This is a genomic window from Shewanella maritima (assembly GCF_043643735.1).
In the GTDB taxonomy this organism is placed as follows: Bacteria; Pseudomonadota; Gammaproteobacteria; order Enterobacterales; family Shewanellaceae; genus Shewanella; species Shewanella maritima_A.
Map to the genome: position 1 here is coordinate 1 of NZ_JBHZSM010000017.1, position 15,659 is coordinate 15,659.

The 15,659-nt window shown below is 41.4% G+C and carries 11 protein-coding genes; 8 read left to right on the top strand and 3 right to left on the bottom strand.

The window, feature by feature from the left end; translation table 11 throughout:
- The first annotated feature begins 384 nt into the window (after positions 1 to 384).
- The 7 genes from tig (at position 385) to ACHUGF_RS15685 (ending at position 9,880) form a co-directional block, all read left to right on the top strand.
- A complete protein-coding gene (gene tig / locus ACHUGF_RS15655) occupies positions 385 to 1,689 on the top strand; it encodes a trigger factor (protein ID WP_394132602.1) in 1,305 nt (434 codons plus the stop codon).
- Between the two features lie 89 nt (positions 1,690 to 1,778).
- Positions 1,779 to 2,390, top strand: coding sequence for an ATP-dependent Clp endopeptidase proteolytic subunit ClpP (gene clpP, locus ACHUGF_RS15660; protein ID WP_130601993.1), 612 nt, complete (start codon positions 1,779 to 1,781; stop codon positions 2,388 to 2,390).
- A gap of 125 nt (positions 2,391 to 2,515) precedes the next feature.
- Positions 2,516 to 3,796: an ATP-dependent protease ATP-binding subunit ClpX gene (clpX, locus tag ACHUGF_RS15665; RefSeq protein ID WP_394132603.1), complete on the top strand. Its 1,281-nt coding sequence runs from the start codon at positions 2,516 to 2,518 to the stop codon at positions 3,794 to 3,796.
- Positions 3,797 to 3,928: 132 nt separating this feature from the next.
- Positions 3,929 to 6,280 carry an endopeptidase La gene (gene lon / locus ACHUGF_RS15670; RefSeq protein WP_394132604.1) on the top strand — a complete coding sequence of 784 codons (2,352 nt, stop codon included), beginning with the start codon at positions 3,929 to 3,931 and terminating at the stop codon, positions 6,278 to 6,280.
- A 242-nt stretch (positions 6,281 to 6,522) separates the two neighbouring features.
- On the top strand, positions 6,523 to 6,810 hold the full coding sequence (hupB, locus tag ACHUGF_RS15675; protein WP_394132698.1) for a nucleoid-associated protein HU-beta: 288 nt from the start codon (positions 6,523 to 6,525) through the stop codon (positions 6,808 to 6,810).
- 201 nt (positions 6,811 to 7,011) lie between these two features.
- The gene (locus ACHUGF_RS15680; RefSeq protein ID WP_394132606.1) at positions 7,012 to 8,889 is read left to right on the top strand and encodes a SurA N-terminal domain-containing protein; all 1,878 of its coding nucleotides are present in this window, start codon (positions 7,012 to 7,014) and stop codon (positions 8,887 to 8,889) included.
- Between the two features lie 112 nt (positions 8,890 to 9,001).
- Positions 9,002 to 9,880 (top strand): AraC family transcriptional regulator, encoded by an 879-nt coding sequence (locus ACHUGF_RS15685; RefSeq protein ID WP_394132607.1) that lies wholly within the window; start codon positions 9,002 to 9,004, stop codon positions 9,878 to 9,880.
- A 57-nt stretch (positions 9,881 to 9,937) separates the two neighbouring features.
- Here the strand turns inward: ACHUGF_RS15685 and ACHUGF_RS15690 are convergent, their stop codons facing one another.
- The 3 genes from ACHUGF_RS15690 to ACHUGF_RS15700 form a co-directional block, all read right to left on the bottom strand.
- Complete coding sequence (locus ACHUGF_RS15690) at positions 9,938 to 11,170, bottom strand: DUF819 family protein (RefSeq protein WP_394132609.1); 1,233 nt, start codon at positions 11,168 to 11,170, stop codon at positions 9,938 to 9,940.
- Between the two features lie 32 nt (positions 11,171 to 11,202).
- Positions 11,203 to 12,093 carry a LysR family transcriptional regulator gene (locus ACHUGF_RS15695; protein WP_394132611.1) on the bottom strand — a complete coding sequence of 297 codons (891 nt, stop codon included), beginning with the start codon at positions 12,091 to 12,093 and terminating at the stop codon, positions 11,203 to 11,205.
- A 174-nt stretch (positions 12,094 to 12,267) separates the two neighbouring features.
- The gene (locus ACHUGF_RS15700) at positions 12,268 to 13,338 is read right to left on the bottom strand and encodes a porin (protein ID WP_394132613.1); all 1,071 of its coding nucleotides are present in this window, start codon (positions 13,336 to 13,338) and stop codon (positions 12,268 to 12,270) included.
- A gap of 306 nt (positions 13,339 to 13,644) precedes the next feature.
- Here ACHUGF_RS15700 and ACHUGF_RS15705 point away from each other — a divergent pair, with 306 nt between their 5' ends.
- A complete protein-coding gene (locus ACHUGF_RS15705) occupies positions 13,645 to 15,423 on the top strand; it encodes a flavocytochrome c (RefSeq protein ID WP_394132615.1) in 1,779 nt (592 codons plus the stop codon).
- The last annotated feature ends 236 nt before the right edge of the window (positions 15,424 to 15,659 follow it).

The following is a 15,659-nucleotide window of genomic DNA, read 5'->3' on the forward strand; positions in this document are numbered from 1 at the left end:
TGACTGTAGCTCAGTTGGTAGAGTCCCGGATTGTGATTCCGGTTGTCGCGGGTTCAATCCCCGTCAGTCACCCCATTATTCTTCGCTTGTTATTGCCTAACAAGCTGCGTCAATGCTAGTAAAATAGCCAGTTGATGCCAAAAGCGACCTCTGGTCGCTTTTTTTATGACTGAAATCCGCCTTTTGATGCTCGACTCCTATGAAAACCGTGGCTATAATGTCGCGTCTTGATAAATATCCATTAAAGTTGCTAGTTCCAATGGCGTCATTATTCTTTCTCGCTATGTTGGACATCCTAGTCAAAATCAATGATCAAGAAACGAATAATTAAATAGTTGAACTATCGACTATTAAAGGACGTTAGACATATTTCGAGGTAAAACAATGCAAGTTTCTGTTGAAACAACTCAAGGCCTAGAGCGTCGCCTAACCATTTCTGTTCCTGCGGAACAAATTGAGAAATTGGTAAAAGACAGTTTATCACGTGAAGCTAAGCGTGCTCGTATCCCGGGTTTCCGTCCTGGTAAAGTACCTGTTTCTGTTATCAACAAGCGCTATGGTGCTGCTATTCGCCAGGATGTAACTGGTGAAATCATGCAACGTAACTTTGTTGAAGCTATCATGGCTGAAAAATTAAACCCAGCGGGTCAGCCTGTATTTGCTCCAGGTAACTCTGAAGGTGAAAACTTTGAGTTTGTTGCAACTTTTGAAATCTACCCAGAAGTTGAACTTTCTGGTTTAGACGCAATTGAAGTTGAACAGCCACAAGCTGAAGTTAACGATGCTGACGTTGACACCATGATTGAAACGCTACGTAAGCAACATGCAACTTATGACGTTGCTGAGCGTGAAGCTGCTGAAGGCGATAAAGTTAAAATCAACTTTATCGGTAGTGTAGATGGCGAAGAGTTTGAAGGCGGTAAAGCTGAAGACTTCGAACTACAACTTGGCAGCAACCGTATGATCCCAGGTTTCGAAACTGGTGTCCAAGGTCACAAAGCCGGTGATGAATTCGAAATCGAAGTAAACTTCCCAGAAGATTACCACGCTGAAAACCTAAAAGGTAAAGCAGCTAAGTTCGTCATCACATTAAATGAAGTTCAAGTTGCTAACTTACCAGAAGTTAACGATGAATTTGCTTCATTATTCGGGATTGCTGAAGGTGGTTTAGATGCACTTAAAGCTGAAATCCGTAAAAACATGACTCGTGAACTTGAGCAAGCGTTAAAAGCTAACGTGAAAGAGCAAGTAATTACTGGTCTATTAGCAGCTAACGAAATAGATATCCCTAAAGCATTGGTTGATGGTGAAGTAAATGTACTTCGTCAACAAGCTATGCAGCGTTTCGGTGGCCAAACTGAAAACATGCCTGAGCTACCAGCTGACTTATTCACTGAGCAAGCTGAGCGTCGCGTTAAAGTAGGTTTACTACTTGGCGAAGTGATTAAAGCTAACAAGCTTGAAGCTGAAGATGAGCGTGTTCAAGGTCTAATCACTTCAATGGCTTCTGCTTACGAAGACCCAAGTGAAGTTGTTGAGTACTACAACGGCAATAAAGAGCTAATGCAAAACATGCGTAACGTTGCGTTAGAAGAACAAGCTGTTGAAGCGCTATTAAAATCTGCAAAAGTAACGACTAAAGACGTCGAATTTGAAGATTTTATGAACAAGGCGCAAGCTCAGCAGTAAGCTTAGCTTGACTTAAATGGCACTTCGCCATTTATAATGGCTCGTATGAGGTTCCTCATGCGGGCCATTTTACTTTAGGGAATTACACAATGCATAAAGCGCCAGAATCAGTATTAAATGCTCTTGTACCTATGGTTGTTGAACAAACAGCTAAGGGCGAGCGTTCTTATGATATCTATTCACGTTTATTGAAAGAACGAGTCATTTTTTTAGTTGGTCAAGTAGAAGAACATATGGCTAACCTTATCGTGGCGCAGCTGTTGTTTCTTGAATCTGAAAGCCCAGACAAAGATATTTATTTGTACATTAACTCGCCAGGCGGCTCTGTAACCGCAGGTATGGCGATTTATGACACCATGAAGTTCATCAAGCCAAATGTGAGCACAGTTTGTATTGGTCAAGCTGCTAGTATGGGCGCGTTCCTACTTGCAGGTGGTGAGAAAGGCAAGCGTCACTGCTTACCTAACTCTAGAGTGATGATCCACCAACCATTAGGTGGCTTCCAAGGTCAAGCTTCTGATATTCAAATTCATGCACAAGAAATTCTTGGCATTAAAAATAAACTTAACCAAATGTTAGCTGATCACACAGGCCAGCCATTGGAAGTTGTTGAACGTGATACTGACCGTGACAACTTCATGAGTGCAGAGCAAGCCGTTGAATACGGACTAGTGGATTCAGTGTTAACGACGCGCGGCTAAATCGAAAGCTGATTTTTTGGCTACACTAGGTTATTGTGTAGCAATAGATTTTGTAGCCAAGGCTTAATCTGGCCAGAAAGTGGATTAAGCCTTAATCAGTAATGGCTGCCAACAGAGGTAAAATAATGGGCGATAACAAAGATAACGGTGACAGCGGAAAACTGCTGTACTGCTCTTTTTGCGGTAAAAGTCAGCACGAAGTGAGAAAACTCATTGCTGGCCCATCAGTATATGTGTGTGACGAGTGTGTGGAATTATGTAATGACATCATTCGCGAAGAGATTAAAGAAATCTCACCTAAGCAAGATGAAGATAAGCTACCTACGCCGCACGAGCTGCGTGAGCATCTAGACGACTATGTAATTGGTCAAGATAAAGCCAAAAAAGTGCTCGCAGTTGCCGTTTATAATCACTATAAGCGTTTGCGCAATGGTACGTCTAAAGACGGCGTTGAATTAGGTAAGAGTAATATCTTGCTTGTGGGCCCAACAGGTAGCGGTAAAACCTTATTGGCTGAAACGTTAGCACGTTCATTGAATGTGCCATTCACTATGGCAGATGCTACTACGTTAACTGAAGCTGGTTACGTGGGTGAAGATGTTGAAAATATCATCCAGAAGCTTCTACAGAAATGTGATTATGATGTAGAAAAAGCAGAGCGCGGTATTGTCTATATTGATGAAATTGACAAAATCAGCCGTAAATCAGATAACCCTTCTATTACGCGTGACGTATCTGGTGAAGGTGTACAGCAAGCACTGTTAAAATTGATTGAAGGTACGGTTGCTTCTGTACCGCCTCAAGGTGGTCGTAAACATCCTCAGCAAGAGTTTCTTCAGGTTGATACTTCAAAAATCCTGTTCATCTGTGGTGGTGCTTTCGCTGGCTTAGAAAAAGTGATTGAGCAACGTGCTCACGTTGGCACGGGTATTGGTTTTGGTGCTGAAGTGAAAGGTGAGAGCGATAAAGAAACGATTTCACAAACGCTGGGTAAAGTTGAGCCAGGTGATTTAGTTAAGTTTGGCCTTATTCCTGAATTTATCGGTCGTCTACCTGTAGTTGCAACCTTAACCGAGCTTGATGAAGCAGCTTTAGTGCAGATCTTATCAGAACCGAAGAATGCTATCACCAAGCAATACAATGCACTTTTTGAAATGGAAGATGTTGAATTAGAATTCCGTGAAGATGCATTAAAAGCGATTGCGAATAAAGCCATGGTGCGTAAAACAGGTGCTCGTGGTTTACGCTCCATTGTAGAAAGCATTTTACTGGATACCATGTATGACTTACCTTCGGTTGAAGGTGTTGTTAAAGCCGTGGTAGATGAGTCTGTTGTAAAAGGCGAATCTGCTCCAATATTAATTTATGAGAATAATGAGCAACAAGCTGCCTCAGGCGAACAATAATTGTTCAGATAAACATGAATTAAACAAATAAGGAGTCCATTGGACTCCTTTTTTTATTTCTGGGCATTGAAACTGATGTCTTCACCCCAATATACTGAGATATAAGTCCATTTCATCAACTGGAATTGAGCCATGACACAAGAGCGTGAAGCGCAGATCGAACTCCCCGTATTGCCACTGAGAGATGTAGTGGTATATCCCCATATGGTAATTCCACTGTTTGTCGGAAGGGAAAAGTCCATTCGTTGTCTTGAGTCGGCAATGGAGCAGGAAAAACAAATTCTACTAGTCGCGCAGCGAGATGCGGATTTAGATGAGCCAACCAAAGAAGATATTTTTGATATTGGTACAGTAGCGTCTATTTTACAGTTACTGAAATTGCCTGATGGCACAGTTAAAGTCTTAGTGGAAGGTGGTCAGCGTGCCAAAATTAACCAATACACTCAAGATGAAGACTTCTTTGTTGCCACTGCAGAGTATTTAGATTCTGAAGTACTAAGTGATCAAGAAGAAGAAGTATTAGTACGTAGTGCGATTGGCCAGTTTGAAGGTTATATCAAACTGAATAAGAAGATCCCACCAGAAGTACTCACTTCGCTTAATGGTATTGAAGAAGCTGCTCGACTTGCTGATACTATGGCTGCACATATGCCGCTTAAGCTGGAAGACAAGCAATCTGTACTTGAGATGATCAATGTGGGCGAGCGTCTAGAGTATTTGATGGCAATGATGGAAGCGGAAATTGACCTACTACAGGTTGAAAAACGCATCCGTACTCGTGTTAAAAAGCAGATGGAAAAAAGTCAGCGTGAGTACTATTTGAATGAGCAAATGAAAGCGATTCAAAAAGAACTGGGCGATATTGACGAAAGCCATGATGAATTCGAAGTTCTGACCAAAAAAATTGAAGATGCAGGTATGCCTGCTGATGCCAAAGATAAAGCGACTGCAGAGTTAAACAAGTTGAAGATGATGTCACCTATGTCTGCTGAAGCGACAGTGGTGCGCAGCTATGTTGACTGGATGACATCAGTACCTTGGAAACAACGCTCAAAGATCAAACGTGATTTGTCTAAGGCGCAAGATGTGCTTGATACAGACCATCACGGTTTAGAGAAAGTGAAAGAGCGTATTCTTGAATACCTAGCCGTACAGAGCCGCGTGAAACAGCTTAAAGGTCCAATCTTATGTTTAGTCGGACCGCCAGGTGTGGGTAAAACCTCTTTAGGCCAATCAATTGCGAAAGCGACTGGCCGTAAGTATGTGCGCGTAGCTTTAGGTGGCGTACGTGATGAAGCGGAAATTCGTGGTCATCGCCGTACTTATATTGGTTCAATGCCAGGTAAAGTGATTCAAAAGATGTCAAAAGTGGGCGTGAAAAACCCGCTGTTCCTATTAGATGAAATCGACAAAATGAGCTCAGATATGCGCGGTGATCCATCATCGGCATTACTTGAGGTATTAGATCCTGAACAAAACTCAGCGTTCAATGATCACTACTTAGAAGTAGATTATGATTTATCTGATGTGATGTTTGTGGCAACGTCTAACTCGATGGATATTCCTGGTCCATTATTGGATCGTATGGAAGTGATTCGTCTTTCAGGTTATACCGAAGATGAAAAACTGAACATCGCTAAACAGCACTTACTACCAAAACAGATTGAGCGTAACGGATTAAAAGCGAAAGAAATCAACGTTGATGACAGTGCCATTTTAGGCATTATCCGCTATTACACCCGTGAAGCTGGCGTGCGTTCGTTGGAACGTGAGTTATCTAAAGTGTGCCGTAAGGTAGTTAAGCAGATCTTGTTAGACAAGTCGGTTAAATCCGTTGAAGTAAATCAAGATAACCTTAAATCATTCCTAGGTGTGCAGCGCCATGACTTTGGTAAAGCAGATTCAAATAACCAAATTGGTCAGGTTACAGGGTTAGCCTGGACACAAGTTGGTGGTGACTTACTGACGATTGAGGCAACATCGGTTTCGGGCAAAGGTAAGCTTGCTTATACCGGTTCTCTGGGTGATGTCATGCAAGAGTCTATTCAAGCTGCAATGACAGTTGTTCGCGCTCGCGCTGAACAGTTGGGCATCAATAATGATTTCTATGAGAAGCGTGACATCCATGTGCATGTGCCAGAAGGTGCAACGCCAAAAGACGGGCCTTCTGCAGGTGCTGCGATGTGTACAGCATTAGTGTCAAGTTTAACGGGTAACCCAGTGCGAAGTGATGTTGCCATGACAGGTGAAATCACTTTACGCGGTGAAGTTCTACCTATCGGTGGCTTGAAAGAAAAGTTACTTGCAGCGCATCGTGGTGGTATTAAGCATGTGCTTATACCGAAGGAAAATGAACGTGATTTGGAAGAAATTCCACAAAATGTGATTGCGGATTTACAAATACATGCAGTACGCTGGGTGGATGAAGTATTGAAATTAGCCCTTGAAAGACCAGTAGAAGGTTTTGAAGTGGTTAAAAAATAGCTGATTAATTAAAAAAAATGCTTAATAGACTAAAAAAATTGAAAAAAGGGGCTTAACAAACCGCTATCCTGTGGTAGCCTAGGTTTGTGGAGAGTCAGACGCACCAAGCCCTTGGGGTATCTGACTTCTAGCTGTATCCAATTTAATTTTTGGTTGTATTATTTTTGCTTGAAAATTTTCAAGCTGTTAAAAGCCTCCGCCGACCGCTCTAAACACGGAAAAGGTTACGGCGCTACAAAAACATTCAAGGGGAAGACATGAACAAATCTGAACTAATCGAGAAAATCGCATCTGGTGCTGACATTTCTAAAGCTGCTGCTGGTCGCGCATTAGACTCATTTATCGCTGCGGTAACTGAAGGTCTTAAAGAGGGCGATAAAATTTCTCTAGTTGGTTTTGGTACTTTCGAAGTTCGTCAACGTGCTGAGCGTACTGGACGTAACCCACAAACTGGTAAAGAGATCAAGATTGCTGCTGCGAACATTCCTGCATTCAAAGCTGGTAAAGCGCTTAAAGACGCTGTTAACTAAATAAAAGTTAGCGTTGCCTTTGTAAGGCATTCGTAGATTTAAGCACTGCACATGCAGTGCTTTTTACGAACAGGCTATCACGATTGTTTGATAGCTGAAGTGACAACTTTTTAATGTCACTTTGTAAAAATTACAAAAAAGGCGCATCCCAAGCTGAGATGCGTCTTTTTATTTTATTAATCGCAACTAGCGAGAACTCAGATGTTAGAAAAAATCCGCGAAGGGTCGCAAGGGGTAGTCGCCAAGACAATTCTCGTACTTGTGATACTTTCATTTGCTTTCACCGGTGTTAGCAGCTATTTAGGCTCTAATACGGGTGTGCCAGCCGCCGTGGTTAACGGTGATGAAATCTCTGCTAATCAACTTGAGCAGGCCTATCAAAATGAACGTGCTCGTCTTGAGCAACAGTTTGGTGAAATGTTTGAAGCTTTAGCTGCAGATCCAACTTACATGGAAGGCATTAAGCAAAGTGTTCTTGAGCGTTTGGTTGCAGATAAACTGGTTGACCAAGCTGCTATAGAACTTGGATTGCGCGTATCTGATGACCAAATCAGAACTGCGATTGTATCTGAGCCAGCATTTCAAACTGATGGACGTTTTGATAATGACCGTTATTTAGCGCTACTTGCGCAAATGGGTTATCAAACAAGCGACTTCAGAAACATGATGCGCACTGATATGACGCGACGTCAATTAGTGATGTCAGTTGTTGGAAGCGAGTTTGTATTACCTGGTGAAGCGAAACAAGTCGCTGAAATTCAAGGTCAAACCCGTGATACACGTTACCTCGTCGTGGATGCAGCTCCTTTCACTGAAACTGTCGTTGTCAGTGATGAAGATGCACAACAATTCTACAATGAAAATCAATTGCAATTTACTAGCCCAGAAATGGTTAGTGTAGAGTACGTTGAGCTAAATGCTGACGATATGATGAATATCGCAGGCGTTCCAGATGAAGATATTCGAGCTTATTACGATGATAACGCGCGTTTATTCCAAACTGCTGAAAAACGCTTAGCCGCACATATTCTTATTGCCGCCAGTGGCGACGATAGTGCCGAGCTAGAAAAAGCGCAAGCTGCACTGGTTAAGATTCAAAACGGTGAAGACTTCGCTGCCGTGGCTAAATCTGATTCAGATGACCAATTCAGTGCAGAGCAAGGTGGCCAATTAGATTGGTTTGAGCCTGGTGTAATGGATCCTGCATTTGATGAAGCGTTATTCGCACTTAATCAAGGTGAAGTTTCAGGCGTGGTTAAATCAGATTTTGGTTATCACATCATTAAATTACTCGACACTCAAGCGGGTTCAACTCAAGCATTTGATGATGTTAAAGATGAAATCTTAGTTCAACTACAACAACGTCAAGCGCAAGATGCTTTCTTTGGCTTACAGTCGAAGCTTGCTGATACTAGCTATGAAATTCCAGATACCTTAATTGAAACTGCTGAAGCGGTTGGTGGTGAAGTGAAAACGACAGAGCTATTCTCTCGTAACTCAGTACCAGCGCCATTTAATACACCAGCATTCACTCAAGCAGCATTTTCAGATCAAGTCATTGCTGATGGTATGAACAGTGACGTGATTGAGTTATCAGCAAGTCACGTTGTCGTTGTGCGATTAAAAGAGCACAAAATGGCAGGCACATTGAACTTTGAAGAAGTGAAGGCCGATATTGTTAATCGCTTAAAACAACAAAAAGCCAATGACATTGCCCGTGTTAAAGCAACAGAGTATATGGCTCAATTCAAAGCTGGTGACTTTAGTGTTTCAGGTGATGAGTTAGTGACCGTGGCCAAAATGCCTCGTTTCTCACAAGATACAAACCCTGCCATTACTGATAAAGTCTTTAAAATGCCGAAACCTCAAGCGGGTGAAGTATCAATTGACACAGCTGAGCTAGCGACAGGTTATGCTGTTGTTGTGCTTGATAAAGTACATGAAGCAGACAGTATTGAGCAAAACCTGATTGAGTCTATGCAGCAGCGCATGGCATCACAGTACAGCGAAGCAAACTATCGCTCTGTGATTAACATGCTTAAAGCGCAAGCTAAGATTGAGTACCCTATCGTAGAGTAAGACGATAAGTTCATGATATAAGAAGCCAAGGTTATTTCCTTGGCTTTTTTGTATGAGTGTAATGGCTTAATCATTGTGCAAAGTCTAACTAAGTTTGAAAAAGGAAGCCGCCGTGAGTTCTCGCTTTGATACACAGTTTGAACGTGCATTAGCTTATATTGATGCGCATCTCAACGAACAATTTACCATTGAGCAACTCGCTGAGATCGCCCAGTTACCTGTATGTCATTTCAGCTTTTTATTTCGTAGCTTATATCGGACAAGTATTGAAGACTATACACGCTTGTTACGTTTACTCGACAGCGCTCAGCGATTGGCTTTTAACCCTGAGGAGTCGTTGGGGCAGGTAGCCAGTCATGCAGGTTTTAGTTCTGAAGCGGATTTTAAGCGCGACTTTGAGCGTCAAATAGGACAGTCCGTTACTGCATTTCGAGCTATGCCTGATTGGGGAAACTTATTTGCTAAACAGCAGCCATTAAAAACACTCAATACTGCTTCACCTGAGGAAACTTTCCCTGTAGTTGTTGAATCATTTATAGGTGTGAGTGTGGCAGCCATTAATCACAATGGACCTAAAGCGTATTTACATCAGAGCGTTCAGGCGATGAGAGCTTGGCGGCAAGCAAATAGTATAAGTCCTGATAGCAGTCGGACTTTTAACCTCTTTAAAGGCGAACGCTGCCAAGAAGAGTTAGAAATAGAGATGACCATTGCGGTGAGTATTACAGCTGAGCAGCAGGTTTCACTGGCTACAGATATATCAAACTCTGATTACTTCTATTTAGATAAAATAGCCAGTATGCATTGTGCACGGATAACTGTAGAAGGTGACAAACAATTGCAAAAGGCAATCGCCTGGCTTTATGGTTATTGGCTTATTAACTCAGATTATCAGTTAACGCAATCACCATTATTTATTGAACGTTTAAACATTGAACAAGAGGCGAAACCAAATACGATAAATATCTATTTACCCGTGCGGCAGGCTTAAAAGCGCTCGACAGCGGATCAACATCATTATATCGAAATGGTATCGACATAGATTAAGCTATGGCTGAATATTGCGCATTATTTCGGCACAAATCCACGCCATGTAAGTTGCCCAAGCATAACCGAAAACCGAAAAAAGGATGGCAACAGGTGCCAATGAACGATTAAAAGCCATAGCTACAACAGGTGAAGAGGCCGCACCACCAATACAGCATTGACTTGAAATTGCCATATACGCCACTGGGGTACGCATGAACATGCCCACTATGATAACGATGAAAGCATGGATGAATAACCAAATAAAGCCAATGGCAAAGTAGATTGGAAAGTCATCAATAGTCGTTAAATCCATTTGCAGCCCCATGTTTGCGATTAACAAATACAACATGACACTGGCTACTTTAGAGGCACCGTATTGCTCTAGGTTTCTTAATTTGGTTTGCGATAGCAGCAAGCTGAAAGTTGTCACACAGATCACCAGCCAGAAAAAGGATGAAGTTAGGCTAAACTTTTCAAATTCTGGGTAGTTATTTGCAAAATAGGGGGCAAAAATATCTGCGATAAAGTGTGCTAATCCTGTCACCCCAAATGCAACAGCAAAAATCATCATGTAATTGAGTAACTGAGTGGGCTTATTGGCTGGCGCTGTTGCTTCCACTGTCGCATTGATAAGTGAGTTTAACTCCGTTTGATTGGCTTTAAGATGTTTGTCTATACCTGCCGCATGCTTCGCTATAAATAACAGAAATGACATCCATACGGCTGATATCACCACATTAACGGATATCATGATGGCAAATAGTGTGTTGTCTGTGTCATAGACTTTTTGCATGGCGAGTTGATTTGCTGTGCCGCCAATCCAATTTCCTGCCAATGTTGCCATGCCTCGCCATACGGCATCAGAACCACTCCATTGCACAGTTTCAGGCGCCCATGATGCGACAATTAATAGCGCTAAAGGCCCACCAATGATGATGCCAAAACTTGCGCATAAAAAAAGAATAATAATTTTGGGGCCGAGCAAGAGTATTGATTTAATGTCTACACTGATGATGAGTAGAGTTAGGCAAGCAGGCATTAAATAGTTTGAAGATAATTTATTTAGCTGACTATGACTGCTGTCGACGATTTCAAAGGTATTAAATACCGAAGGTAATACATAGCACATTACCATTACAGGGATAACGGCATAAATTCTTTTACAAAACCGGTTGTTTAACTTGCTGGTGTAAAATACCAGCCCGACAATGGCTGTAATTAACCCAAAAATAATGGGATCTTGATTAATCACGCAGAAGCCTAATATGCATTGATAGTAGTGGTTTAAACAATGGTCTGATTTTCATTACAAAACTCTGTAAATTCAGCAATAAGTTTCGAGGTGGGTTCATCGCTACGCACAATTGACCAATACCTTCTATGAAAATCCCAATTATCGAGCTGTAATTCATGCAATTCACCACGCAAGATTTCTTCTTTAATGGCGATATAGGGTAAAACACTGACACCTACACCTGTTCCAATTGCGCGTTTTATTGCTCCCATTGTATTCATCGTTAGCTCGTTTTTGATGCTCACTTTAGCGCTTTTTAATAGCTGTATGTTTCGGATCCGAGAAACTGAAACTGTTTCATCTGTGACCCAAAGTTGTTTTGAAAGTAGCTCTGGGGTGATGGTTTCTGACACAAGCGGGTTATTTTTGCCCGTCACTATGCACAGCTTGTCCTTTATCCATGGTTGATGTTGTAAGTTATTGAGCCCAGGTTTTGCATCAACAAAACCTAAATCCAATGCTTTTTCAGACACCATTTTCTCAATATCTAGACTGTGGCCAATAGTGAGTTTGATATCAACTGATGGGTTTTGCTTTTTGAAAAGTGGAATTCTTCTTGAAAGTATATAATTTCCTGCTGTTTTACTGCAGCCAACTCTAATGGTGCCTCTAATATTATTACCTGTATTAAATATCTCTTCTAACTGCTGGCTTTTTGACAGCATTTCATTGGCATAGGGAAGAATAACTGCACCGTTGTCATTGATAGTTAGCCCATTGCTACCTCGCTCAAACAGGCGACTTCCTAGTGACCCTTCTAACTCTTTTAATGCCATACTCACCGCGGGGATCGACATATGCAGTTGCTTTGCCGCTTTGGAGATTTGTCCATATTCATGAATGGCTTTAAAAATAGTTAATTGTTTAAGGGTTATTTTCATATTAACGTCATTGAAACAAGCGATGTAATCATCTTAGTATGAATAGTAATATTTTTTGGTGCTGAACTCGTCAAATTAATAACTAGCTTACATATTCAGAAATAAGTTTGTTTTTTTGTGACTTCAGTGACACAAAGACCACGCATAAAGGTGATCTTTGTGATGCCATATTATTTAGAAGTCATAACGAATACCTAGCGTAAAGATTTTGTCTTTCTCTAGCTCAATTAATGGACCTGTTTTCTCAGCACGATATTCCCCGTCGTACATCGCATAGTGGCCGTATAACATGGTTGATTTCGATATCTTGTAGTCTGCACCAACCACAAATGAGTTGATATCAACATCAGTTGCTTGGTTATAACCGTCTGAAGTCAATGCAGAGTTTTTGAAGTATTTACCAAAGCCCGCATTATCTTTACCGTACTCAGCCTTTAAATTAACGCCATTTAAGTTATATACCGCGCTGATAAAGAATGAATTACCTTCTTTATCGCTATATGTTTGACTTTGCGTATTTTGGAATAATCCACCTAGTTTTAACTTGTTGAATTTATATTGAATGACACCTCGATATGCGTCTACGCCACCGATGGTGTTGTACGCTGCAGCAAAGTAGTAGGGGGCTTGTTTGAGCTTTTTATCACCTGCAGTAATACTGATGGCATATTGTTGTTCGTCTGCATCTATGCGGTTACCAGCATCATCATATTCAGCATAGTTATCATCCATGAGGTAAGTGGCATTAATATTAAATATATCTGCTAACTTTGGAGAGTAATAGGTGATGCCGTCACCTTTACGCACTTGGCCCGCTATCATACGGTTGTATGCTGCATTGGTTAATGCAAAGGCTTCAGCGGTGCCTTTTGAGGTTTTCATTACCGTATCATTTCGTCCAACGAGTAAAGTACCCAACTGTGATTTCAAGCCAATGTAAGTATTACGGGGAGTAAATACTTTATCGCTACCTTCATTAGTCGCACTGTTAACCTGTACTTCTACTCGATATAAAACAGTCAAACTATCATTTATCGCTTCGCTACCTTTTACACCCAGCTTAGAAAAATTATTTTCAAATACGGTACCTTGCTTTCCATTTTGCGTAGTAAAACCATTATCTGAGTTAGACAATGCCATATCTAAACGGCCGTAAAAGTTTGGTGATTCGGTGCTTGCATTAACACTTAGGCAGGTTGTACTAGCAAGTATTGCCAAAGCAATCAGTGATTTTTCATTTTTCATCCCATTTCTCCAAAGGTCTTCACCTATATATTTAGTATTGTTTTTGGTTGAACGCTATGACAGGTATCAAATCTGCCAAGTCAAACCATGCGTTTCGATTGGCATGAATTCTATGGAATGGTTAATAAAAGTGTTTTAACGCAGGTCACACATGTTAACTAAAAGTGTTGTTTTAAGTTTATTTTAATAGTGTTTCACAAAAACTAAACCACGAGATGAACATGACAATGATCTAAGTTTTCGTATTCCTTTGTGGGTAATCTTTCGCTCAACAACACATCAAAGATGATTACAAAGGAAAAGAGAATGAAGATGAAACTTGCTGCTACTGCCGTGGCGCTATTGATGATGTCCTCTGGCAGCGTATTAGCCAAATCTCAAGATATGGCTTCTTTTCATGCTGAAATGGGTGGATGTGACTCTTGCCATGTTTCTGCAAAATTGAAAGATATCAAAGCTAACTTAACAGACAGTCAAACTCACGAAAATGCACAGTGCCGAGATTGCCACGGTGGTTATACCGAGCTGGCGAATGATAAGTTAGAATTTGATCCTCATACTTCTCACCTCGGTGAAATTAACTGTACTTCTTGCCATACCGCGCATGCTAAGCCTGAGTTAACTTGTAATAACTGCCATAATTTTGAAATGGACATGCCGTTTGCTGATGCAAAAGCAAAGAAAAAGTGGGATGGAGATTGGAATCAACAAAAAATCCAGCAAGCGATTGATAAAGGGCCTGTTGAAACCGTAGATGTCATCATCGTGGGTGGTGGTTCAGCTGGATTTAATGCCGCAATCAGTGCAAAAGCAGCTGGTGCGAATGTGGTTTTATTTGAAAAAGCGCCTTATACAGGTGGTAACTCAATGCTTGCTGCTGGTGGTATCAATGCTGTGGGTACCCCACAACAAAAGAAAAAAGGCATTGAAGATAAAGTTGAATGGTATGCCGAAGATGCGATGAAAGGTGGTCGTTATCAAAACGATCCTAAGTTAGTACAAATTCTTGCTGAAGAGTCTGCAGAAGCGGTTGCTTGGTTAGAGTCACTCGGTGCCAATATGGATGACTTAAAGCGTTCAGGTGGTGCACGTGTTGAGCGTACTCACCGTCCATCAGGCGGTGCATCAGTAGGGCCACATATTATTGATACGCTGCGTAAAGCGGCTAAAGATCGAGATATTGATGTGAGAGTCAATTCTCGTATTGAAAAAATTGTACTTAACGATGATAAGTCGGTTGCGGGTGTAGTAGTACACGGCCGACATTCGGGCTACAACATGGTTGCAGCAGACTCAGTTGTCTTAGCAACTGGCGGTTATGGTATGAATAAGAAAATGGTCGCTTACTATCGACCAACGATGAAAGACATGACCAGCTCTAACAATGTAACAGCAACGGGGGATGGTGTCTTACTTGCAAAAGAAATCGGTGCTTCAATGACTGATATCGATTGGGTTCAAGCTCACCCAACAATTGGTAAAGATAGCCGTATTCTTATATCAGAAACCGTACGTGGTGTTGGTGCCATTATGGTGAATACTGATGGTCAACGCTTTATCAGTGAACTAACCACGCGAGATCGTGCATCAGACGCCATTTTGAAGCAAAAAGATCAATATGCTTGGTTGGTATTTGATGAGCAATTGGTCGAGAAGAAGAAAATGGTTCGCGGTTATGAGCACCTAGGGATGTTAAGTAAGGCTAATACAATTGAACAGCTGGCTAAAATCACCAATATGAAAGACTTAGCTAAGACTGCTGCACAGTACAATCAATATCAAGCATCAGGTAAAGATGATGCCTTTGGTCGTGAAGATATGCCGTTAAATTTAAGTCAGCCTCCTTATTATGCGGTAAAAGTTGCGCCAGGTATTCACCACACTATGGGTGGTGTCGCGGTTGATACTGATGCGAACGTATTGAATCTTCAAAGCTGGAAAATGGATGGTCTGTTTGCAGCTGGTGAAGTGACAGGTGGTCTGCACGGCTATAACCGTTTAGGCGGAAATGCGATTGCAGATACAGTGGTATTTGGCCGTAAAGCAGGTGAAAATGCCGCCAAGTTTGCGCTAGAGAAAAAATAGAACTAGCTCAAATACTCAAATTGTAGCGAAACGGTTGGCACCATTTATCTATCCCTATAAAAATGGTGTCAGCCAACTTGTTAACTATCGTTAAAATGAATTACCTCATCCTTGCTTTGTCTAGCAATAGGCAATGGTTAAGCTAAGTTCTCATCAGCTCGGTTCAACTATTTTTAAGTGCCAGCCTCATCATCTGGCACTTTTTCTTTGCGACTCTTTTTTATCTTTTTAACGTG